General features: G+C 71.4%; 17 protein-coding genes. 9 read left to right on the top strand and 8 right to left on the bottom strand.

Going from position 1 to position 21,210, the window contains the following annotated elements; genetic code table 11:
- Window positions 1-54 precede the first annotated feature (54 nt).
- Window positions 55-1,512, top strand: coding sequence for a MocR-like transcription factor YczR (gene yczR, locus ACOJV9_RS13455; protein WP_420185726.1), 1,458 nt, complete (start codon window positions 55-57; stop codon window positions 1,510-1,512).
- Between the two features lie 26 nt (window positions 1,513-1,538).
- Window positions 1,539-2,513 (top strand): acyl-CoA thioesterase, encoded by a 975-nt coding sequence (locus ACOJV9_RS13450; RefSeq protein WP_420185725.1) that lies wholly within the window; start codon window positions 1,539-1,541, stop codon window positions 2,511-2,513.
- A gap of 93 nt (window positions 2,514-2,606) precedes the next feature.
- Here ACOJV9_RS13450 and treZ read toward each other — a convergent pair whose 3' ends face one another.
- The 3 genes from treZ to glgX are packed head-to-tail and all read right to left on the bottom strand — an operon-like array spanning window position 2,607 to window position 8,934.
- Entirely contained in the window at window positions 2,607-4,325 is a 1,719-nt protein-coding gene (gene treZ / locus ACOJV9_RS13445) for a malto-oligosyltrehalose trehalohydrolase (RefSeq protein WP_420185724.1), read from the bottom strand.
- Window positions 4,322-6,778, bottom strand: coding sequence for a malto-oligosyltrehalose synthase (treY, locus tag ACOJV9_RS13440; protein WP_420185723.1), 2,457 nt, complete (start codon window positions 6,776-6,778; stop codon window positions 4,322-4,324). Before treY ends, treZ begins: the two co-directional genes overlap by 4 nt.
- A 5-nt stretch (window positions 6,779-6,783) precedes the next feature.
- Window positions 6,784-8,934: a glycogen debranching protein GlgX gene (gene glgX, locus ACOJV9_RS13435; RefSeq protein ID WP_420185722.1), complete on the bottom strand. Its 2,151-nt coding sequence runs from the start codon at window positions 8,932-8,934 to the stop codon at window positions 6,784-6,786.
- Window positions 8,935-9,096: 162 nt separating this feature from the next.
- On the opposite strand from glgX, the gene fabG reads away from it, so the two are divergent.
- From fabG to ACOJV9_RS13415, 4 genes are read left to right on the top strand one after another with little or no spacing between them, the layout of a single operon-like run.
- Window positions 9,097-9,852, top strand: coding sequence for a 3-oxoacyl-ACP reductase FabG (fabG, locus tag ACOJV9_RS13430; RefSeq protein WP_420185721.1), 756 nt, complete (start codon window positions 9,097-9,099; stop codon window positions 9,850-9,852).
- 1 nt (window position 9,853) lies between these two features.
- Window positions 9,854-10,936 (top strand): acyltransferase family protein, encoded by a 1,083-nt coding sequence (locus ACOJV9_RS13425; RefSeq protein ID WP_420185720.1) that lies wholly within the window; start codon window positions 9,854-9,856, stop codon window positions 10,934-10,936.
- A gap of 16 nt (window positions 10,937-10,952) precedes the next feature.
- Window positions 10,953-11,315 (top strand): ArsR/SmtB family transcription factor, encoded by a 363-nt coding sequence (locus ACOJV9_RS13420; protein WP_420185719.1) that lies wholly within the window; start codon window positions 10,953-10,955, stop codon window positions 11,313-11,315.
- Complete coding sequence (locus ACOJV9_RS13415; protein WP_420185718.1) at window positions 11,312-11,824, top strand: SRPBCC family protein; 513 nt, start codon at window positions 11,312-11,314, stop codon at window positions 11,822-11,824. Before ACOJV9_RS13420 ends, ACOJV9_RS13415 begins: the two co-directional genes overlap by 4 nt.
- 119 nt (window positions 11,825-11,943) lie before the next feature.
- On the opposite strand, the gene ACOJV9_RS13410 is transcribed toward ACOJV9_RS13415, so the two are convergent.
- Window positions 11,944-13,089: an acyl-CoA dehydrogenase family protein gene (locus ACOJV9_RS13410; RefSeq protein WP_420185717.1), complete on the bottom strand. Its 1,146-nt coding sequence runs from the start codon at window positions 13,087-13,089 to the stop codon at window positions 11,944-11,946.
- Between the two features lie 76 nt (window positions 13,090-13,165).
- Between ACOJV9_RS13410 and ACOJV9_RS13405 the strand changes: the two genes are divergently transcribed.
- The 3 genes from ACOJV9_RS13405 to thpR are packed head-to-tail and all read left to right on the top strand — an operon-like array spanning window position 13,166 to window position 15,200.
- Window positions 13,166-13,807 (top strand): TetR/AcrR family transcriptional regulator, encoded by a 642-nt coding sequence (locus ACOJV9_RS13405; protein WP_420185716.1) that lies wholly within the window; start codon window positions 13,166-13,168, stop codon window positions 13,805-13,807.
- 11 nt (window positions 13,808-13,818) lie between these two features.
- Window positions 13,819-14,559: a class I SAM-dependent methyltransferase gene (locus tag ACOJV9_RS13400; protein WP_420185715.1), complete on the top strand. Its 741-nt coding sequence runs from the start codon at window positions 13,819-13,821 to the stop codon at window positions 14,557-14,559.
- Window positions 14,560-14,615: 56 nt separating this feature from the next.
- Window positions 14,616-15,200 (top strand): RNA 2',3'-cyclic phosphodiesterase, encoded by a 585-nt coding sequence (gene thpR / locus ACOJV9_RS13395; protein WP_420185714.1) that lies wholly within the window; start codon window positions 14,616-14,618, stop codon window positions 15,198-15,200.
- On the opposite strand, the gene ettA is transcribed toward thpR, so the two are convergent.
- The 4 genes from ettA to ACOJV9_RS13375 form a co-directional block, all read right to left on the bottom strand.
- Window positions 15,187-16,869, bottom strand: a complete 1,683-nt coding sequence (gene ettA / locus ACOJV9_RS13390) for an energy-dependent translational throttle protein EttA (RefSeq protein WP_420185713.1) — start codon at window positions 16,867-16,869, stop codon at window positions 15,187-15,189. The two genes, thpR and ettA, sit on opposite strands and share 14 nt — an antisense overlap.
- A gap of 43 nt (window positions 16,870-16,912) precedes the next feature.
- Window positions 16,913-17,431 carry a single-stranded DNA-binding protein gene (locus ACOJV9_RS13385; protein WP_420185712.1) on the bottom strand — a complete coding sequence of 173 codons (519 nt, stop codon included), beginning with the start codon at window positions 17,429-17,431 and terminating at the stop codon, window positions 16,913-16,915.
- 166 nt (window positions 17,432-17,597) lie between these two features.
- The gene (locus tag ACOJV9_RS13380) at window positions 17,598-19,265 is read right to left on the bottom strand and encodes a YfjP family GTPase (protein ID WP_420185711.1); all 1,668 of its coding nucleotides are present in this window, start codon (window positions 19,263-19,265) and stop codon (window positions 17,598-17,600) included.
- The gene (locus ACOJV9_RS13375; RefSeq protein WP_420185710.1) at window positions 19,262-20,977 is read right to left on the bottom strand and encodes a dynamin family protein; all 1,716 of its coding nucleotides are present in this window, start codon (window positions 20,975-20,977) and stop codon (window positions 19,262-19,264) included. The genes ACOJV9_RS13380 and ACOJV9_RS13375 overlap by 4 nt, the downstream gene beginning before the upstream one ends.
- Window positions 20,978-21,210 lie beyond the last annotated feature (233 nt).

Below are 21,210 nucleotides of genomic sequence, written 5' to 3'. Positions count from 1 at the left end.
TCGTCGCAGACAAGTGGCCTTCGAATCCATGGCCACTTGTGCGACAGTGGCCCCATGGCCGCTCCCGTCCTCCCCGCCAGCCGTCTCGCGACCCTCGTCGGCCCCACCGACGGTGAGCACCCGGCATACCGGATGGTCGCGGACTCGCTCCGGCTGCTCATCGCCGACGGGCGCATCGCGGTCGGCACCCGCCTCCCGAGCGAGCGCGACCTCACGAACGCGCTGGGACTCAGCCGGACGACGGTGAGCAGCGCGTATGCCGTGCTGCGCGAGCGCGGCTACCTCACCTCCCGCCGTGGCTCGGGCAGCGTGGCGAGCCTGCCGAGCGGCGTGGTCCGGCGCGACACCGGCCTCCACCTCTCGCCCGACGTGCCCGAGGGGACGATCGACCTCACCTGTGCGGCCCTGCGGGCACCGGCCGGCATGACCCAGGCGGCTGAGGCCGCGATCGCCGCGTCGCCGGGATACCTGTGCGGCAGCGGCTACCTCATTTCGGGCGTCCCCGAGCTGCGCGAGGTCGTCGCCGCGCGCTACACCGAGCGCGGGCTGCCGACGAGTGCCGACGACGTGCTCATCACGACCGGAGCCGTCGTCGGCACCGCCATCGCGGCGCGGGCCCTGCTCTCCCCCGGCGACACCGTCGTCATGGAGACGCCGACCTACCCCAACATCTTCCCGACCCTCTCCCAGCTGCGGGCGCGGATCAGCCCCGTGCCCGTCGAACCCACCGGGTGGGACGTCCCGACCATGACCTCCACGATCCGCGCCTCTCGTGCGAGGGCGGCGATCCTCCTCCCGGACTTCCACAACCCCACCGGGAACCTCATGCCCGACGACGAGCGCGCCTCTGTCGCATCGGCGCTCGGGCGGGCCCGCATCACCGCCGTCGTCGACGAGACGGTGGCCGAGATCGGCCTCGACCACGACGGCCCGATGCCGCTGCCGTTCGGCGTCCACCACGCCGACACGATCTCGGTCGGCAGCGCGTCGAAGTCACACTGGGGCGGCCTGCGGATCGGCTGGATCCGCGCCCCCCGTCGTCTGCACGACTCCCTCGTCGCCGCCCGGGTGCCGCTCGACATCGGTGCGCCGGTCATCGACCAGCTCGTCCTCCTGCACCTCATGCGGTCGGCCCCGGGCATCACCGACGATCGCCGACGGGGGCTGGTCGAGGCCAGGGACGCGCTGGCCACGGCGCTGAGGACCAGGGTGCCGGAGCTGCGGTTCGTGCTCCCGCACGGCGGGCTGTCCCTCTGGGTCGAGCTGCCGGAACCGGTCGCGACCGAGGTGACGCTGGCCGCCGAGGACGAGGGCCTGCTCGTCGCCAGTGGTCCCCGTTTCGCCGCTGCCGGAGGGCTGGACCGATGGATCCGGCTGCCCTACGTCCTGCCACCGGCCGAGCTCGTCGAGGCGGTGGAGCGGCTGGCCCGCGCCCTCGACCGGGTCGCCGCCGGGTCGGGGTCACGGGCCACCGGTCGCCGGAGCGAGCGTCGCGGTCCGTTGGTGGCCTGACCCCGAATCCTCGTTAGGGTGACGCTGTGAGTGACCCCTCCCCGCCAGCCCTGACCCACCTGCTCGACGTGCTCGACCTCGTGGAGGTGGGCAGCGCCGAGGTCAGCATCACGACCGCGCGCTCGGCCGCGTCCGGTGACGGCGAGAGCACCTCGGTGCCGATGTCGTTCGGTGAGGACATGACCCTCTTCCTCGGGCAGAGCCAGAAGATGCCGCACGGTCGCGTCTTCGGCGGACAGGTCCTGGCACAGGGGGTCGTCGCCTGCGGTCGCACGGTCGTCACCGAGTCGCCCCGCCCCCTGCACTCGCTGCACGCCTACTTCATGCGTCCCGGCGACGACACGCAGCCGATCTCCTTCGCCGTCGAGCGGATGCGCGACGGCCGCTCGTTCTCGACCCGCCGTGCCCACGCGATCCAGAACGGCAAGCCCATCCTCTCGATGAGCTGCTCCTTCCAGGAGCCCGCGGAGGGTCTCGACCACCACGACCCCATGCCGGACGTGCCCCGGCCCGACGGTCTGAAGTCGCTCAGCGACGTCTTCGGCGGCATCGACCACCCGGGTGCCAAGCACCTCGCCGAGGGGCGGGCCATCGAGCAGCGCCACGTCGAGGGCAACCTCTTCGTCGCCCCCGGTCCGGAGCAGGTGGCCCGGCAGAGCGTGTGGCTCAGGGCGATCGGCGAGCTCCCCGACGACCCGCTGCTGCACAGCGCGGTCCTCGCGTACGCGTCGGACTACGCGCTCCTCGAGCCGGTGCTGCGGCGCCACGGCCGCCAGTGGATGGACGGCACGCTCAACGTCGCCTCGCTCGACCACGCGATGTGGTTCCACCGCCCGGCGCGGGCCGACGAATGGGTGCTCTATGCGCAGGAGTCGCCGTCGGCTCAGGGTGGTCGCGGCCTCGGCATCGGTCGCATGTTCACCGCCGACGGGACCATGGTCGCGACCGTCGCCCAAGAGGGCATGCTCCGCGTGCGCCCGCCCCGCGACGACCCGGCCTGACCGCGGAACCGTGAAGGGCGTCAAGCGCGCTCAGTTGCTCCTTCGTCGCAAACGCGCGCTCGGCGTCCTTCAATTGCTCGCGGAGGCTGCTCGTCAGGGGTGGACGAGGTCCGGCCTGCCGGGTGCGGACACGGTGACGGTGTCGGCGTCGAGCTCGGCCGTGACGGTGAGGCCGCGGTGCGTCATGACGAAGCGCTTCCCGTCGTCCTCGATGGAGCAGGTGACGTCGGCGAACCGCGTCTCGCCGGTGCCGAGCACCTCGCGGCGCAGGGCGATGAGCTGCTGGTACCACTGGAGCAGCGAGGCGTGCGGCTCGGCGGACAGGTCGTCCCAGCGGAGCACGCTGGCGTCCCGCGTCGACCGGGCCTGCGGGTCGGGCACCTGGTCCTCGGCCCAGCCGTGGCCCCCGAACTCGGCGCGGCGCCCGGCGCGGACCGCCTCGGCCATGCCCTCGTCGGTGAAGTCGGTGAAGAACTGCCACGGCGAGGACGCCGCCCACTCCTCCCCCATGAAGATCATCGGCGTGCCGGGACCGAGCAGGTAGAGCGCGGCCCCGATCGCGGCGCGGCCCGGGGTGAGCGCGCTGCCGATCCGGTCGCCGGTGGCCCGGTTGCCCACCTGGTCGTGCGTCTGCAGGTAGGTCACGAGACGGCGGCCGTCGAGGCGGTCGACGTCGACGGGCCGCCCCCACTCGTGTCCGCGGAAGCTGGACCAGGTGCCGTCGTGGAAGAAGCCCCGGGTGAGCACCTTGGCGAGCACGTCGAGGGGGCCGCCCCCGGGCATCGCGCGGGTGCCGCCGGCGAAGTCCTCGTAGTAGCCCTGGGTCTCGCCGGTGAGCACGACGTGCAGACCGTGGTGGACGTCGTCGGCCCACTGCGCGGTCATGCCCATGCCGCCCTCGGAGGTGGGCGTGACCATCGACGTGTCGTTGAGGTCGCTCTCGGCGATGAGGTCGAGCGGCCGTCCGAGCTGCTCGGACAGGTCGGCGACGGCGTCGGACAGCTCGACGAGCAGGTGCCGCTCCCCCTCGTCGACGAGGGCGTGGACGGCGTCGAGGCGGAGCGCGTCGACGTGGAAGTCCCGCAGCCAGCGCAGCGCGTTGTCGATGATGAACGACCGCACGACCTCCGAGCCGGGCGCGTCGAGGTTGACCGCCGGCCCCCAGGGCGTCATGTGCGACTCGGTGAAGTACGGCCCGAACCGGCCGAGGTAGTTGCCGCTCGGCCCGAGGTGGTTGTAGACGACGTCGAGGCACACGCCCAGCCCCCGGGCGTGGCAGGCGTCGACGAACCGCTGGAAGCCCGCGGGCCCGCCGAGCGGGTCGTGGACGGCATACAGGTCGACCCCGTCGTAGCCCCAGCCCCAGCGTCCCGGGATCGCGGCGACGGGCAGCACCTCGACGACGTCGACCCCGAGGTCGACGAGGTGGCCGAGCCGGTCGATCGCCGCGTTGAAGGTGCCCTCGTCGGTGAAGGTGCCGACGTGCAGCTCGTAGACGACGCCACCGAGCGTGCCGGCACCATCGCGCGGGCCGCGCCAGCCGGTGTCGGCCCACTCGTGGACCGAGGTGTCGAAGAGCCGGCTGGGCCCGTCGACGCCGTGCGGCTGCCAGGCGCTGCGCGGGTCGGGCAGCGCCGGCTCCTGCCCGTCAACCAGAAAGGCATAGTCGAGCTCCGCGTATGCCGTTGGATCACCCTCCCAGCGCCACCAGCCCTGGGCGTCGCGCACCATGGGCTCGCGCGTCAGGGTCTCGCCCGGCGCGCCGAGCTGGATCTCGACCCGCTCGACGTCGGGGGCCCACACCTCGATCATGACGTCCTCACCATCAGCGCGACGGGCAGGTCGACCAGCACCTCGGCCACGGGCACGGAGCCCGACAGGCGCTGGGTCTCGTTCTCGGACAACAGGTCTCGCCACTCTCCCGGTGGCAGCGTGACCTCCGCGCCGCCCCAGCCGTCCGAGACCGCGAGCCGGTCGGCCTCGCGGGTGACCACGGCGACCACCTGCGCTCCGGAGTCGTCACCACGGGCCAGTGCCAGGGCGTGCGAGGACGTCGTGTCCACACGCGCATGGGTCGCGCCGTCACCGACGAACCACTCCGGGTGCTCCCGCCGCAGGCGCAGGGCGGTGGCCGTGACGAGCAGCTTCTCGTCGTCGAGGTCGCGCGCCCGCTCCCCCGCGTCCAGCCGCGCCAGGCGCTCCACGCGCTCGGCGTAGTCGACGGCGCCGCGGTTGTCGGGGTCGACGAGGGTCAGCGTCTGCAGCTCGGCGCCCTGGTAGACGTCGGGCACCCCGACCGTGGCGAGCTGGAGGAGCTTCTGGCCGAGGACGTTGGCCCGCACCGAGGCTCCGTGGAGCGACAGCCACGTCTCGACGTGCGCGACGACGGCAGGGTCCGAGACCGCGGCCCGGGCGAAGCGCACGACCGCCGCCTCGTAGTCGGCGTCCCCGTCGACCCATGCCGTGTGGTCCTTGGCCTCGCGCACCGCCTTGAGGACGTAGCCCTCGATCCGGTCCGGGGTGATCGGCCAGGCACCGAGGACGCTCTGCCAGACGAAGTACTCGGTGGCGTCGTCGAGGAGCGGGTCCCGATGTGCGGCGGCCAGGTCCGACGCCGCGGAGACCCACTCCGCCCACTCCGGCGCGCTCTCGGCGAGCGTCATGAGCCGCGCCCGCACATCCTCGGAGCGCTTGGTGTCGTGGGTCGTGAGGGTGGTCATCGTCGAGGGCCATGTCGCGAGCTGGCGTGCGGCGAACGCGTGGAACTCGTCGGCACCGATCGAGAGGTGGGACGGGTGCCCCCCCACCTCGTTGGCGCCGGTCATGCGGAACCACCGGTAGAACGCGGTGTCCTCGATGCCCTTGGCCATGACGGGTCCGCAGGTCTGCTGGAAGCGCACGACGAAGTCGTCGACGAGGGCGCGGTCCGCGCCGTCGGGCGCCTCGCCGAGCGCGAGGGCGACCACGCGGTCCAGGTCGGCGTGGGCCTCCTGCGAGAGGAGACCGCGCGCACGTTCGGCCGCGGCCTCGAGGACCGCCCGCTGCTCCGGGTCCACCGGAGCCCCCGGGACCACGTAGGCCCGGTAGCGGTCCATCGACACGAGCAGCGCGCCGAGGGCCTCGCGGGTGCGGGCGGGGTCCGACTCGGGAACCACCCGGTCGACGAGCCGCATCAGCCGGTTGACCTCTGCGGCCTGCACCGACGCGACGACGTGCTGCTTGGCCTCGAGCACGACGTCGTCGAGCGACTCGCGGCCGGGCGCCCGCTCGGCCCACAGGCCGTCGAGCACCGTGTCGCCGGCGTCGGAGGTCAGCACCTGCTGCACCCGCAGCAGGGTGTCGTAGCCCGTCGTCCCGGCGCACCGCCACGACTCGGGCAGCTGCTCCTCGCCTTCGAGGATCTTCTCGGCCACGACCCAGGCGTCACCGGTCTCGTCCGCGAGACGGGCGAGGTAGCCCCCCGGGTCGGCGAGGCCGTCCGGGTGGTCGATCCGGAAGCCGTCGATGGACCCGTCCCGGAAGAGCGAGAGGAGCAGCGCGTGGCTGGCCGCGAAGACGTCGGGGTCCTCGACCCGCACCGCCGTCAACGTCGTCACGTCGAAGAACCGTCGGTAGTTGAGCTGGGCGGCGCCGTCCCGCCAGCTGGTCAGCCGGTAGGCCTGTGCCGCAACGAGATCGGCGAGCTCGAGCTCCTCGGTCCCGGGTCGCACGGGGTAGTCGTGGTCGTAGTAGCGCAGCACCGTCTCGGTGCCGCCCGGCCCGCCGTCGTGGGCCACCGACAGCTCACCCGCCGCGAGCACCTCCTCCAGCGTGGAGCCCAGCACCGGCATGAGCACCTGCGCGCCGTCGACGTCCCAGTCGACGTCGAACCACGATGCCGCAGGCGAGTCGCGTCCCTCGCGCAGGAAGGACCAGAGCCGCGCGTTGAGGTGGGTCGTCCCGGGGACGGTCATGTGGTTGGGCACGACGTCCACGATGATGCCGAGGCCCTGCTGGTGGGCAGCCGCCACGAGACGGTCGAACGCCTCGCGCCCACCCGCCTCCTCGTTGAGGGCGTCGTGGCTGACGACGTCGTATCCGTGCGTCGACCCGGGCGCCGGCTGGAGGATCGGCGACAGGTAGAGGTGCGAGACACCGAGCGAGGCGAGGTAGGGCGCCTGCTCCGCGGCCGCGTCGAACCCGAACCCACCATGAACCTGGAGCCGGTAGGTGGAGGTGGGAACGGCGCGACGCGAGCCGTGGACGACGACGGGAGTGGCCGGCATACGCATCAGAGCACGCGGTCGGGGCTCGCGGCACCCACCGGGTGCGTGGCGGGCTCGCGCGGGCTGCGGAGGACGACCATGGCCCGCGGGCCGACGGCGATCTGGGACCCCGCCTCGTGCCACTCGGAGTCCACGACGTCGGCGCAGGTGTCGACCTCGATGACCCAGCGCTCCCCGTACTGCGGCGCGGGAATGGTGAACGGCGTCTCGTGGTCGTCGGCGTTGAAGAAGACGAGGAAGTCGTCGTCGGTGATCGCCTGGCCACGGCTGTCGGGCTCGTGGATGGCGCCGCCGTTGAGCCACATCGTGACCTGCAGGGCGGAGCCGTCCCAGCCGTCCTCGGCCATGAGGTCGCCCGAGGGCTGCAGCCAGTAGATGTCACCCAGGGTCGACTCGCCACCGTGGTCGGCGGACCCGGCGAAGAAGCGCCGGCGCTTGAAGACCGGGTGGCTCTGGCGCAGGCGGACGACCGCCTTGGTGAACTCGAGCAGCTGGAGCTGGTCCTCGTCGAGCTCCCAGTCCACCCAGGCCAGCTCGTTGTCCTGGCAGTAGACGTTGTTGTTGCCCTGCTGGGTGCGGCCGAGCTCGTCGCCGTGGCTGATCATCGGCACGCCCTGCGACAGCAGCAGCGTGGTGATGAAGTTGCGCAGCTGGCGCAGCCGGAGGGTGCGGATCTCGGGGTCGTCGGTCGGGCCCTCAACGCCGTGGTTCCACGAGCGGTTGTGGCTCTCGCCGTCGTTGCCGTCCTCGCCGTTGGCCTCGTTGTGCTTCTCGTCGTAGGAGACGACGTCGCGCAGGGTGAAGCCGTCGTGCGCGGTGATGAAGTTGATCGAAGCGATGGGCTTGCGGCCGCTGTGCTCGTAGAGGTCGCTCGAGCCGGTGATGCGGGAGGCGAACTCGCCCAGCGTCGCCGGGACCCCGCGCCAGAAGTCACGGACCGTGTCGCGGTACTTGCCGTTCCACTCCGTCCACAGCGGGGGGAAGTTGCCGACCTGGTAGCCGCCGTCGCCGACGTCCCACGGCTCGGCGATGAGCTTGACCTGGGAGATGACCGGGTCCTGCTGGATGATGTCGAAGAAGGCGGAGAGCTTGTCGACCTCGTGGAACTGGCGGGCCAGCGTGGCGGCGAGGTCGAAGCGGAAGCCGTCGACGTGCATCTCGGTGACCCAGTAGCGCAGCGAGTCCATGATGAGCTGGAGCACGTGCGGGCTGCGCATGAGCAGGCTGTTGCCGGTGCCGGTCGTGTCGTAGTAGTGCTGCTTGTCGCTGTCGACGAGGCGGTAGTAGCTCGCGTTGTCGATGCCGCGGAAGCAGATCGTCGGGCCGAACTCGTTGCCCTCGGCGGTGTGGTTGTACACGACGTCGAGGATGACCTCGATGCCAGCCTCGTGCAGCGCCTTGACCATCGCCTTGAACTCGGTGACCTGCTGGCCCTGCTGACCCTGCGCGTAGGAGTTGTGCGGCGCGAGGAAGCCGATGGTGTTGTAGCCCCAGTAGTTCGTCAGCCCCTTGGCCTGGAGCGAGGTGTCCTGCACGAACTGGTGCACCGGCATCAGCTCGATGGCGTTGATGCCGAGCTCCTTGAGGTGGTCGGTGATCACCGGGTGCCCGATCGCGGCATACGTCCCGCGGATCTCCTCGGGCAGGTCAGGGTGGGTCATCGTCAGGCCCTTGACGTGGGCCTCGTAGATGACCGTGTCGTGGTACTCGTGGCGCGGCGGCCGGTCGTGGCCCCAGTCGAAGTAGGGGTTGATGACGATGCCGAGCATCGTCTTGCCCAGCGAGTCCTCGGTGTTGCGCTGCGACGGGTCGAGGAAGTCGTACGAGAACAGGGCTTGGTCGTTGGCCACCTGCCCCTCGACCGCCTTTGCGTAGGGGTCGAGCAGCAGCTTGCTCGTGTCGCAGCGGTGCCCAGCCTCAGGGTCGTAGGGCCCGTGCACGCGGTAGCCGTAGCGCTGCCCCGGCTGGAGGCCGGGCAGGTAGGCGTGCCAGACGAAGTGGTCGACCTCCGGCATCTCGATCCGGGTCTCCACCCCCTCGTCGTCGATGAGGCAGAGCTCGACCTCCTCGGCGATCTCACTGAACAGCGCGAAGTTCACCCCGCTGCCGTCGTAGGTTGCCCCCAAGGGGTATGCCGTTCCGGGCCAGATCTCCATGGCCGCCTTCCAGGTCGATGTTGCACAGTCACGCTCGTGTCAGTCCCCACGCGCGACGACGGCGGCCCACGTGGCGCGAGCAGCCGTCCGGATCGTCGGGCTGGGTATGGTTCGCGCAGTAGGCCAACCTACCTGCCGACCCCTTACCCGGAGGAATCCGCCGTGACGCATGCCCGAACCGCACTTGTCACCGGAGCCGCCCGTGGCATCGGCGCGGCGACCGCCCGCCGCCTCGCGAAGGACGGGTATGCCGTGGCGGTCGTCGACCTGGACGAGGCGGCCTGCGAGGTGGTTGCCGGCGAGATCCGCCACGCCGGGGGGTCTGCCCTGGGCGTCGGGATCGACGTCACGGACGCCGAGCAGGTCGAGGCGGGCGTCCGGCGGGTGGCCGACGAGCTGGGGCCGCCGGTCGTGCTCGTCAACAACGCCGGCGTCATCCGCGACAACCTCATCTTCAGGATGTCCGAGTCCGACTGGGACTCGGTGATCAACGTGCACCTGCGCGGCGCTTTCCTCATGACGCGGGCCTGCCAGGCACACATGACGACGGCGTCGTTCGGGCGGATCGTCAACCTCTCGTCGTCCTCCGCGCAGGGCAACCGCGGGCAGGCCAACTACTCCGCGGCGAAGGCAGGGCTCCAGGGCTTCACGAAGACCTTGGCGATCGAGCTGGGGCGCTTCGGGGTCACGGCCAACGCCGTCGCCCCGGGGTTCATCCAGACCGACATGACGGCGGCGACCGCGAAGCGGATCGGGGTGTCGTTCGAGGACTTCCTCGAGCACGCCGCGTCGCAGACCCCGGTGGGACGGGTGGGCCAGCCGGACGACATCGCCGCCACCATCTCGTTCCTGTGCTCCGAGGAGGCCGGCTTCGTCTCGGGGCAGGTCATCTACGTGGCCGGAGGGCCGCTCGACTGACATGCCGGACTCCTCGCGGCGCGAGCGCGCCTTCGACGTCGCTCGGGGCCTGGCCATCCTCGCCATCGTGGTCGGCCACGTCCTGCGCGGGCTGACCGCCGCCGACCTGGTGCCGCGCACCTCCCCCACCGTCCTCGAGGTCGACGACGCGCTCTACGTGTGGCACCTCGCGGTCTTTGCCGTGCTGGCCGGGGTGTTCCTGCGGCCCGGCGTCGAGAAGCACGGCGTCGGCGGCTACCTCCGCTCGCGGCTGCCGCTGTTCGTCCACCTCTACGTCGTGTGGACGGTGGTGCAGGCCGCCGTCCGGTTCGTCACGGGCCGCTCCGGGGACGGCGAGGAGGCGCTGGGCAACATCTTCACGGCCTTCCTCGTCGCCGACGGGCCGCTGTGGTGGCTCGGCTTCCTCGTCGTGGTGAGCGTGGCCGGCGCCGTGGCGCGGCCGTGGCGGTCGCGATCATGGGCGGTCGGGTCCACGCTCGCCGTCGTGGCCGTCTCGCTGGCCGCCTGGGGGTGGACCGGGCCGTGGCTGTTCCTCGAGGGCGTGGCCCTCACGGGTTTCTTCTGGCTCGGCATCCTGGTGGGTCGCGGTGGGGTGTCCCGGCTCACCGCTCCCCCGCTCGCGGGGCGGCTGGCTGCGGCGGGGGTCGTGGTCGGCGGTGCGCTCATGGTGCTGGCCGACCCGATGCCGCCGAGCTCGTGGATCGGGCCCCGGACGCTCGTGGCAGTGGGGCTCGGCCTTGTCGCGTCGTCGGTGCTGTGTGCCGGGGCCTTCGGGGTGTCGGGCGTGCTGGCGCGGACGGCTCTGGTGCGCCCGCTCGCCTTCCTCGGCGAGCGCTCGCTCGAGATCTTCCTCGCGCACGTCGTCGCGACCAGCCTCACCCGCAACCTCCTGTCCGGGCTCGGTGTCGACGAGGTGTGGGTCCACCTCGTGCTGGGCAGCGCCGCCGGGGTCCTCGTGCCGCTGGGCCTGTGGTGGGCCGGGAGCCGGCTCGGGTTCCCCTGGCTCTTCGAGCTGCCTCCGGCCCTGCGCGCGGCACGACGCCGCGACCCACGCCGGCAGACTCTTGACCGATCGTTTAATTAACCGGTACGTTAAGTGCATGGCCGATCCGCTCAGCACCACCTTCGCCGCCCTGGCCGACCCGACGAGGCGGGCGATCCTCGCTCGCCTCTCCTCGGGTGACGCCACCGTCGGTGAGCTCGCCGAGCCCTTCGCCATGTCGCTGCCGGCGATCTCCAAGCACCTCACGGTGCTCGAGCGCGCCGGCCTCGTCACCAAGAGCCGAGATGGGCAGAGGCGCCACTGCCGGATCTCGGTCGCACCCCTCCAGGACGCGACGTCGTGGCTCGAGCTCTACCGCAGGCACTGGGAAGAGCAGTTCGACAACCTCGGCGGCTACCTCGCGACCATCCCCGAGCCCTCACGCGAGGGCCGACCAGATCCCATCGAGGAGACGTCATGAGCACCAACGCATCGACCCGCACGAGCGCCCACGAGCGCGCCACCATCGAGACCGACGGGGAGGAGATGGTCATCACCCGGACCTTCCCCGCGCCCGCCGACCTCGTCTTCGAGGCCATGACCACGCCCGAGCACATCCGCCGCTGGTGGGGTGCCGGGCACGGTGAGATGACCGTCTGCGAGGTGGACCTGCGCGAGGGAGGCGCCTGGCACTTCGCCCAGCGCGCCTCGTCCTCCGGCGAGGAGGTCTCGTTCTCGGGCCACTACCGGACGATCGACCGGCCCGGCCACCTCGTGCACACGGAGCGCTTCGACAACATCGACAGCCCGTACTCCGTCATCGACACGACCTACACCGAGGCGGAGGGCCGGACGCACATGCGGGCGGTCATCACCTACGACTCCCCCGAGACGGTCCAGGCCGTCCTCGACTCCGGCATGGAGAGCGGGATGCAGGCGTCCTACGACGCCGTCGACGACGTCCTCGCCGGACTGACCTCCGACCGCTGACCCCCCCTTCCCCAACCTCCGGCACTGCCTCCTGAACGACCTACTGCACCGTAAGTGTGGGTGATCACCCCCACTTACGGTGCAGTAGGTCGCGCGTCAGGCGAAGGAAGGCAGGGGACTCAGAAGCCGAGGTCGCGGCCGATGAGCTCCTTCATGATCTCGTTCGAGCCGGCCCAGATCTTCGTGACGCGGGCGTCGCGCCAGGCGCGGGCCACGCGGTACTCGTTCATGAAGCCGTAGCCGCCGTGCAGCTGGACGCACTCGTCGAGCACGTCGTTCTGCACCTGGGCGCTCCACCACTTGGCCTTCGCGGCGTCGACCGCCGTGAGCGTGCCCTGGGCGTGCGCGGAGACGCAGTCGTCGACATAGGCCTCGGCGACCTCGATCGCCGTCACGAGCTCGGCGATCTTGAACTTGTTGTGCTGGAACGCGCCGATCGGCTGGCCGAACGCCTTGCGCTCCTTGGCGTACTCGATGGTCTCGAAGAGGATCGCCTTCGCGTGCGCCACGTTGGACACGGCGGCGCCGACCCGCTCCTGCGGCAGCCGCTGCATCATCGAGATGAAGCCCATGCCCTCCTCGCCGATGAGGTTCTCGGCCGGGACGCGCACGTTCTCGAAGAACAGCTCCGCGGTGTCGGACTCCTCCTGCCCGACCTTGTCGAGCTTGCGGCCACGGCTGAAGCCCTCCATGCCGTCCTCGACCATGAGCAGCGAGATGCCCCTGGCGCCCTTGCTGGGGTCGGTCCGCGCGGCGACGATGACGAGGTCGGCCTGGTAGCCGTTCGTGATGAACGTCTTGGAGCCGTTGAGGACGTAGCCCTCACCGTCCCTGACCGCGGTCGTCTTCAGCGCGGCGAGGTCCGAGCCACCACCCGGCTCCGTCATCGCGATCGCGCAGATCTTCTCGCCGGCGGCCATCGGGGGGAGCCAGCGCTGCTTCTGCTCCTCGGTGCCGAGGTCGACGATGTAGGGCGGGCAGACGTCGCTGTGGATCCCGAAGCAGGACGACGTGGCCGCGTTGAAGCCGGAGATGACCTCGGCCGAGATGGCGTTGAAGCGGTAGTCCTCGGCGCCGGCGCCACCGAACTCCTCGGGGATGTCGAGCCCGAACAGCCCCTGCTTGCCGGCCTCGAGCCAGATGTCGCGGTCGATCGTCTTCGCCTCGAGCATCTGGTCGGCTCGCGGCTTCAGGGTCCGGTCGACGAACTCCTGCACGGAGGCGCGAAAGGCCTCGTGGTCGTCGTCGTAGATGTTGCGGGGCATGGGGCTCTCCTCGACGGCAATCTGTCATTGACTAAGCGCTTGCTTAGTCTCACGGCCGTCGGGCATGCTGTCAACCATGGCGACCAGCACCGGAAACCTCCTCTCGGAGCAGAGCATCCTCGCCACGCTCGGGGACTCCGGGGACACGACCGGGGCGACCGCGGTGCGGCTGATGATGGCCGCCGCCGACGCCTTCGCCGACCGTGGCTTCCACGCGACGACGACGCGCGACATCGCCTCCCGAGCCGGCCTCTCCCCCGCCGGGGTCTACGTGCACTTCACCTCCAAGGAGGACCTGCTCTTCGAGCTGAGCCGGCGAGGGCACCAGACCGCCCGCGACCAGCTGGTCGCTGCTGCGGAGGCGGCGGACACACCGACCCGGGCCCTGCACTCGATCATCGCCGGGTTCTCGCGCTGGCACGCCGAGCACCACCAGCTCGGCCGCATCGTCCAGTACGAGTTCCGGCACCTCACCCCCGAGCACCGTGACACGGTCCTGGCGCTGCGCAAGGAGATCGACAAGGTCGTTGGCGACGTCCTGCGCGAGGGAGTGGCGGCCGGCGAGTTCGAGGTGGACGACGTGCCCGGCACGGCGCTGGCCCTGCTGTCCCTCGCCGTCGACGTGGCTCGCTGGTACTCGCCCGAGATCCGGCGGACTCCCTCCGACATCGCCCGCACCAACGGGGAGCTCGCCGTCCGGCTGGTGTCCCGCCGGTAGGCTCCCCGACCATGACCGATGCCGAAGGACACGGGGGCTCCCCCTCCATTGCACAGCCCGACTACTGGTGGTACCTCGCCCGGACCGAGCTGCTGCACGCCGCGCTGAGCGGCTTCGCGACCGGGCACTCCACCGTCCTCGACATCGGCAGCGCCGACGGTCCCAGCGCCGGCTGGCTGCGCGACGGCACTCGGCAGGTGGCCTCCCTGGACATCGACCCCCGGGGCCTGCGCGCCAACGGCGTGTGCGGGTCGGCGCTCTCGCTTCCCTTCGCCGATGCGGGATTCGACATGGTCTGTGCCTTCGACGTCATCGAGCACTGCGACCCCGAGGCCGAGGCGCTCGCCGAGGTGTCTCGCGTGCTGCGGCCGGGCGGCCGCTTCCTCATGGCGGTGCCGGCCTACCAGTGGGCCTGGACCGACTTCGACGTCGCCAACGGCCACCACCGGCGATACACGAAGAAGCGCGCCGTGGCCGCCGTCGAGCGGGCCGGCTTCCGGGTCGACCGCTCGACCTATGCGTTCACCTCCGTGTTCCCGGGCTTCCTCGCCGAACGGCTGGCCCGACGGCTTCGCGAGCGCAAACACACCACCTCCGTCGACGTCGTCGAGGTGCCCCAGGTCCCGCGTCCCCTGCACCACGCGCTGATGGCGGCGACCAAGGTGGACGAAGCACTGCTGCGGCGACGCGTCGACCTGCCCTACGGCAGCTCGGTCTTCGTCGCCGCCACGAAGGTGTCCGACCCTCTCTGACCTCGTCCGGCTCCGCTGCTGTGCCGGTACCGTCCGCACCACAGCACAATGGGCTGATGCGCGTCTTCGCCGCCGTCGTCCCGCCCGAGCAGGCGCACGCCGACCTCGAGTCCTTCGTCGAGGTGCGCCGTGAGGTCGACTCGGACCTACGGTGGACCCCCTCCCACCTCTGGCACGTGACGTTGGCCTTCATGGCCGACGTGGCGGAGCACGAGGTCGACGAGGTGGTCACGGCCGTGGCGTCGGCGGCCGCCACTCGCCCGCCGGTCCCCTTGCGGCTCAGCGGCGCCGGCGTCTTCCCCCACGTCGGGCAGGCCCGGGTCCTCTGGATGGACGTCCGCTCCGACTCCGCCGAGGGCTTGGCCGACCTGGGCTCGCTCGCCCTCGGCGTGCGACGAGCCTGCGGGCGCATCGGGGCCTCGCCCGCGGGTGGCGACTACCGTCCGCACCTCACGCTCGCCCGCTCGCGACGCCCGTTCGAGGCGACGTCCTGGCTGCGTGTCATGGATGCGTATGCCGGCCCGTCCTGGACCGCTGACGAGGTCACCGTCTTCGTGTCCCACCGGGGCACGGGAAAGGGCAGGCCCCACTACGAACCCGTGGCGGCCTGCCCTCTCGGTGCGACGGTCAGTCGCGGGTGAGCTTGCGGTAGGTGACGCGGTGCGGTCGGGCGGCGTCCGGACCGAGTCGCTCCACCTTGTTGGCCTCGTAGGCCTCGAAGTTGCCCTCGAACCAGTACCACTTCGCCGGGTTCGCGTCGTCACCCTCGTAGGCGAGGATGTGCGTCGCGACGCGGTCGAGGAACCACCGGTCGTGGCTGATGACCACGGCGCAGCCCGGGAACTCGAGCAGGGCGTTCTCTAGCGAGCCGAGGGTCTCGACGTCGAGGTCGTTGGTCGGCTCGTCGAGGAGCAGCAGGTTGCCGCCCTCCTTGAGGGTCAGCGCGAGGTTGAGGCGGTTGCGCTCGCCACCGGAGAGGACCCCGGCCTTCTTCTGCTGGTCCGGACCCTTGAAGCCGAACTGAGAGACGTAGGCGCGGGACGGGATCTCGACCTGGCCGACCTGGATGTAGTCGTGGCCCCCCGAGACGGTCTCCCAGAGGTTCTTGTTGGGGTCGAGCCCGCCGCGGCTCTGGTCGACGTAGGAGATCTTGACGGTCTCGCCGATGTCGACGACCCCGCCGTCGGCCGGCTCGAGGCCGACGATCGTCTTGAAGAGGGTGGTCTTGCCGACCCCGTTGGCGCCGATGACGCCGACGATGCCGTTGCGCGGCAGCGAGAAGGACAGACCATCGATGAGGACCCGGTCGCCGAAGCCCTTCTTGAGGTCCTTGATCTCGATCACCTTGCTGCCGAGGCGGGGGCCCGGCGGGATCTGGATCTCCTCGAAGTCGAGCTTGCGCGTCCGGTCGGCCTCAGCCGCCATCTCCTCGTAGCGGGCCAGTCGCGCCTTCGACTTGGTCTGGCGCGCCTTGGCGTTGGAGCGCACCCACTCGAGCTCCTCCTGGAGGCGCTTGCTGAGCTTGGCGTCCTTCTTGCCCTGGATGGCGAGACGGGCCTGCTTCTTCTCGAGGTAGGTCGAGTAGTTGCCCTCGTAGGGGTAGGCGCGGCCACGGTCGAGCTCGAGGATCCACTCGGCGACGTTGTCCATGAAGTAGCGGTCGTGCGTCACGGCCACGACGGCGCCGTGGTAGCTCGCGAGGTGCTGCTCGAGCCACAGGACCGACTCGGCGTCGAGGTGGTTGGTGGGCTCGTCGAGCAGCAGGAGGTCCGGCTTCTGCAGCAGGAGCTTGCACAGCGCGACGCGGCGACGCTCGCCACCGGAGAGCACGGTGACGTCGGCGTCCGGCGGCGGGCAGCGCAGCGCGTCCATGGCCTGCTCGAGCTGGGAGTCGAGGTCCCAGGCGTCGGCAGCGTCGATCTCCTCCTGGAGCTTGCCCATCTCCCCCATGAGCGACTCGAAGTCGGCGTCCGGCTCGCCCATCTCCTCGGAGATGGCGTTGTAGCGGTCGAGCTTGGCCTTGATCTCGCCCGCGCCCTCCTCGACGTTGCCGAGAACGGTCTTGGACTCGTTGAGCTCCGGCTCCTGCATGAGGATGCCGACGCTGTAGCCCGGGGTGAGCCGTGCCTCACCGTTGGACGGCTGGTCGAGGCCGGCCATGATCTTGAGGACGGAGGACTTGCCGGCGCCGTTGGGACCGACGACGCCGATCTTGGCGCCGGGCAGGAACGACAGGGTGACCTCGTCGAGGATGACCTTGTCGCCGTGTGCCTTGCGGGCGCGCGACATGACATAAATGAACTCGGGCATGGGGCAAGGCTATCGACTGCCCGCCCCATCCCCGAATCGTCACTCAGACCGCGACCCGGTCCTCCTGCTCGTCGGGCACCGAGGCCAGCGGGCGTTCGGCCGTCTCGTAGGCGTCGGTCTCGGGGTCCCCCAGACCGTGCGACTCGTCCTCCCCGCCGAAGGCGTCGTCCATGCGGTCACCCGATCCGTAGGACGGCTTCACGACCTTCTCGTATGCCGTCTGCCCCCAGCTGAGGTCGTGCCCGGCGCCGCTGGCGTCGATGTTGACCGAGGTGCCGTAGGACTTGTCCTCCCGCTGGAACTCCCGGATCCGCAGCCGGCCCTGGATGATGACCGGCTCGCCGCGGGAGAACGACTTCACGACGTTGGCACCGAGGTTGCGGAACGCGTAGACGGTGTAGAAGGCGGTGTCACCGTCCTCGTAGGCGCCGGGCTGGCCCGCGACCGGGCGACGCGGCGTGGAGGCGACCCGGAACTTCGCGTACGGCTGGCCGCTGCGCCCGACGCAGACCTCGGGGTCGGCGACGACGCGTCCGTGGACGGTGACGATGGTCTCCTGCATGGCTGGTCCTCTTCTGGTCGGGCGCCGCTGGTGCGGCGCGCTGGAACCAGATTCGACAGGCGCGGAGCAGCCGGCAACCGCCGCCGACGCCTTCTGTGGACGGCGCCACCGACCGCGACGCCCTGTGGACGAGTCGCGCGCACGCAGCGCACGCAGCGCAAGCCCCTCAGACCTTCGCGGCCCTGTCCAGGTGCGAGCGGGTCTGCGCGTGCCGCTCGAGGACGGCCGTCACCGGAGCGAGGATGCGCTCCTCGGCGACGGCACTGATGGAGCTCCGCAGGCGCTTGTCCATGACGGCGCCGCGCCGTCGTGCCCCGATCCCGGCGAGGAAGCGGGACACCAGGGCGAGGAGCAGCCCGGCGAGCACCCCACCGACGAGCAGGACGAACGGCCATGGGAGCGGGCCCCACATGGGCGTCTCGATGCTGGGGAACTGCAGCCAGCCGAGCAGCATGAGGACAAGGAACCAGAGCAGCCCCGCGAGCGCGACCAGCGCGAGCAGGACCTGCGCGACGCCGACGACTCGCCACCACACCGGGGTGCGCGAGCGCAGTGACGTGCCGATGACCGCCTGGTCGAGGGCGTCGGCGATCGCGTGGCCGGGAGGCGCCGCCGCGGCGTCGACCGCGTCCCCCCAGGGCGTCGGGAGGGAGGCGCCCGCCTTGTCGGCGAGGCTGCGCGTGGCGAGGTCGACGGCGGCACGAGCGGCCGGCGTCGGCGGGGGCAGGGACGATCGCCCGAGGACAGAGCGGACGTCGGCCTCCGTCACGGTGACGGCTCCCCGGCCGTCGTCGAGCCGGAGCCGGCGCAGCGGCCGAGGCTTGAAGCGCTGCACCCACCGCGTCATCGGCCACCCCGTGTGCTGGATGGCCTGCATGCGGTAGTCGCGCTCGACGGCGTGGACGACCGTCGGGACACCGGCCGACCGCGCCAGCGCGTCGACGAGGTCGCGCTCCCCCTTGGCCTTGATCTCGGGCTCGCTGTCGGCCACGCCCGGCCGGAGCGCGGCGGCGGCCTGCCGCACGTCCGCGGCGAGACGGGACCGGGCGGCGTTGGCGCCGGTGACCGCGTTGCTCAGGCGCTGGCCGAGCACGTCGAGCCCCGCGCCGGTGCGCGCGGAGGTGGGGATGACCGTCGCGTTCGGCATGCCGTCACGCGCCATGAGCCGCTGGAGGTCGGCGACACACGTCTCGACCTCCGCCGCGGTGAGGCGGTCCGCCTGGTTGAGCACGACCACGGTGACCGCGTCGTGGGTCGCGAGCGCCGAGACGTAGTCGTCGTGCAGCCGGGCGTCGGCATACTTCTGGGGGTCGGTCACCCAGACGAAGACGTCGACGAGCTCGAGGACGCGCTCGGCCTCCACGCGGTGCGAGGTCTCGCGCGAGTCGAAGTCGGGGAGGTCGAGCAGGACGAGCCCGTCGAGGGAGCCCACCGTGCCGGACCCCCGGGTCGCGCCGTCGACGTGGTGCCGCTTCACGACCCCGAGCCAGTCCAGCAGGGGGCCGGCCGGCTCGTCGCCCCACACCGCCGCCGTGGGCTTGGACGTCGTGGGACGCCGGGCCCCGACGGTCGCGACGTCGGAGCCGACGAGGGCGTTGAAGAGGGAGGACTTGCCGCTGCCGGTGGCGCCCGCAAGGGCGACGACGGTGTGGCCGCCGACGAGGGACATCCGCTCCCCCACCTTCTTGACGACGGTGGCGGCCCTGGCCGACGGCGCCGGGGGGAGCTGCTCGCCCCCGGTGCCGAGCGCGGAGTCGAGCGACCCCGCCGCAGCCGTGAGCGACTCCGCGGACACGCCCTCGACCCGGGCACCGCCCATCCGCAAGGGGCTCATCCATTCACCTCGTGCACGCGGGCGGCGGCGGCGTGGAGCGCGGCCGACTGCTGGGCGGTGTCGCCCACGGTCGCGACGGCGACGGCATACCGGTCCTGCTCCTCGGCATACAGGGTCTCGACGTGCTCGAGCAGGCTCCTGCGGGCCTTGGCCGCCATCTCGCGCACCGCCTGGTCCCCGAAGATCGCCTCGAGGACGCGCTGCGCGAGCACCGACGTTCCGCCCGCGATGCCGACCTCGGCCCCGGTGAGCCCGCCCGTGGCCGCGAACGACACGAGCATGAGGAACAGGCCGATGGCGTTGACACCGTATGCCGCGATGCGCGCGTTGGTGCGACGGTTGCCGCCCTCGCTGCGCACGATGTCGAACACCTCGCCCTGCCACTGGCGAACCATCGCCTCGACGCGGGGATTGAAGTCCGGCGACGGCTTGGCCAGCTCCGGGTGCGATGCGAGGAGCGCCTCGCCACCGGGCAGCCGCCGCCACTCACGGGCGGTGTCGGCCGACGCGGCCGTGGCGTGCGACACGAGGAGGTTGGCGACACCGGACTGCAGCGCCTCGCCGAGATTCTCGGCCGGAGCGGGCTGACCCTTGATGCTCGCCGTGATCTTGTCGCGCCACTTGGAGAGGGTCGACTCGATCTGGCGGAAGAACTCACCGGTGCCGACGAACTCCTGCCAGCGGGCGAGCACCTCGCCGCGCAGGAGCGTGCCGTCGGTCATGCCGTCCTTGACGCCCTCGGTCGCCCGGTCGTAGTTGTCGGCCGCGGCGGCGACGAGACCTCGCGCGGCCGCGGCCTGCTCGTCGGACGCCTGGGCAAGGCTCGCGGTCCGCCCGGTCAGCGACCCCATCGCGCCACGGAGGGTCTGGCTCACGACGACCGCCCGGGCGCGTGAGTCGCTGGCGAGCGCGTCGAGCCACGCCTTGAGCCGGCCCATCGACTCGGCCGGCAGGAAGCCCTCGGAGGTGAGGTCGGACTCGGGGACGGTGAAGATGGGCGCGGTCGGCAGGCCCTGCTCGCGCAGCATCGACGCGAGGTGCGGCCGGATCTCGTCGACCGCCTCGGGAGCGATGCGGTCGAGGACGATGGCAACGGCCGTGCCGCGCTCGGCAGCGGTGCGCAGGAGGTCCCACGGGACGGCGTCGGCGTAGCGGGCGGCGGTGGTCACGAACAGCCACAGGTCGGCGGCGGAGAGCAGCTGGGAGGCGAGCTCCCGGTTGGCCTGGACGACGGAGTCGATGTCGGGCGCGTCGAGCAGCGCCATGCCGGCCGGCAGTGTGGAGGACGCGACGAGGCGGACGGTGCCGGGCTGGCCCTCCTCGCCGGGGCCGCCGGTGACCCGCGCCAGGCTCGGGAGGATGCGCTGGTCGGCGAACCAGCGCTCGTCCTGCGGGTGGTGGACGAGCACCGGGCTCGTCGTCGTCGGCCGGAGCACACCGGAGCGGCTGACCCGAGCGCCGACGATCGAGTTCACGAGCGTGGACTTGCCGGCACCGGTCGAGCCGCCCACGACCGCGAGCAGCGGGGCGTCGATCGAGCGCAGGCGGGGCAGGACGTAGTCGTCGAGCTGGTCGAGGAGCTCTTTGCGGACCGCGAGCCCGGACGTCTGCCCGGGCGTGCTGAGCGGCAGCACCGAGGCCTGCACCGCGTCGCGCAGTCCGCTCACGGCCTCGACGAGGATGCTCGCCCGGGTCGTGTCGGAGGTGGTCACCACGTCACCCTAACGACATGACGCCCCTGCGCGCGGCGACGGGCCGACCCCTGACCAGCGGGAACAGGGTTCCGAGCTCCTCCCTCGAGGGGAACCGGCGCCCGGGGTCGCGCGACACCATCCGGTTCGCGAACCCACGTCCTCCTCGCGAGCCGGTTCGTCCAGGTTCCCGAACACCGTTGCGGTTCGCGAACCCCATCGGTCCACCCGGAGCTGACGAGCATGCACACCCG

Origin of the sequence: Knoellia terrae (assembly GCF_048606435.1) — a bacterium.
Classification (GTDB): domain Bacteria; phylum Actinomycetota; class Actinomycetes; order Actinomycetales; family Dermatophilaceae; genus Knoellia; species Knoellia terrae.
This window is presented reverse-complemented; position numbering and strand designations above follow the sequence as displayed.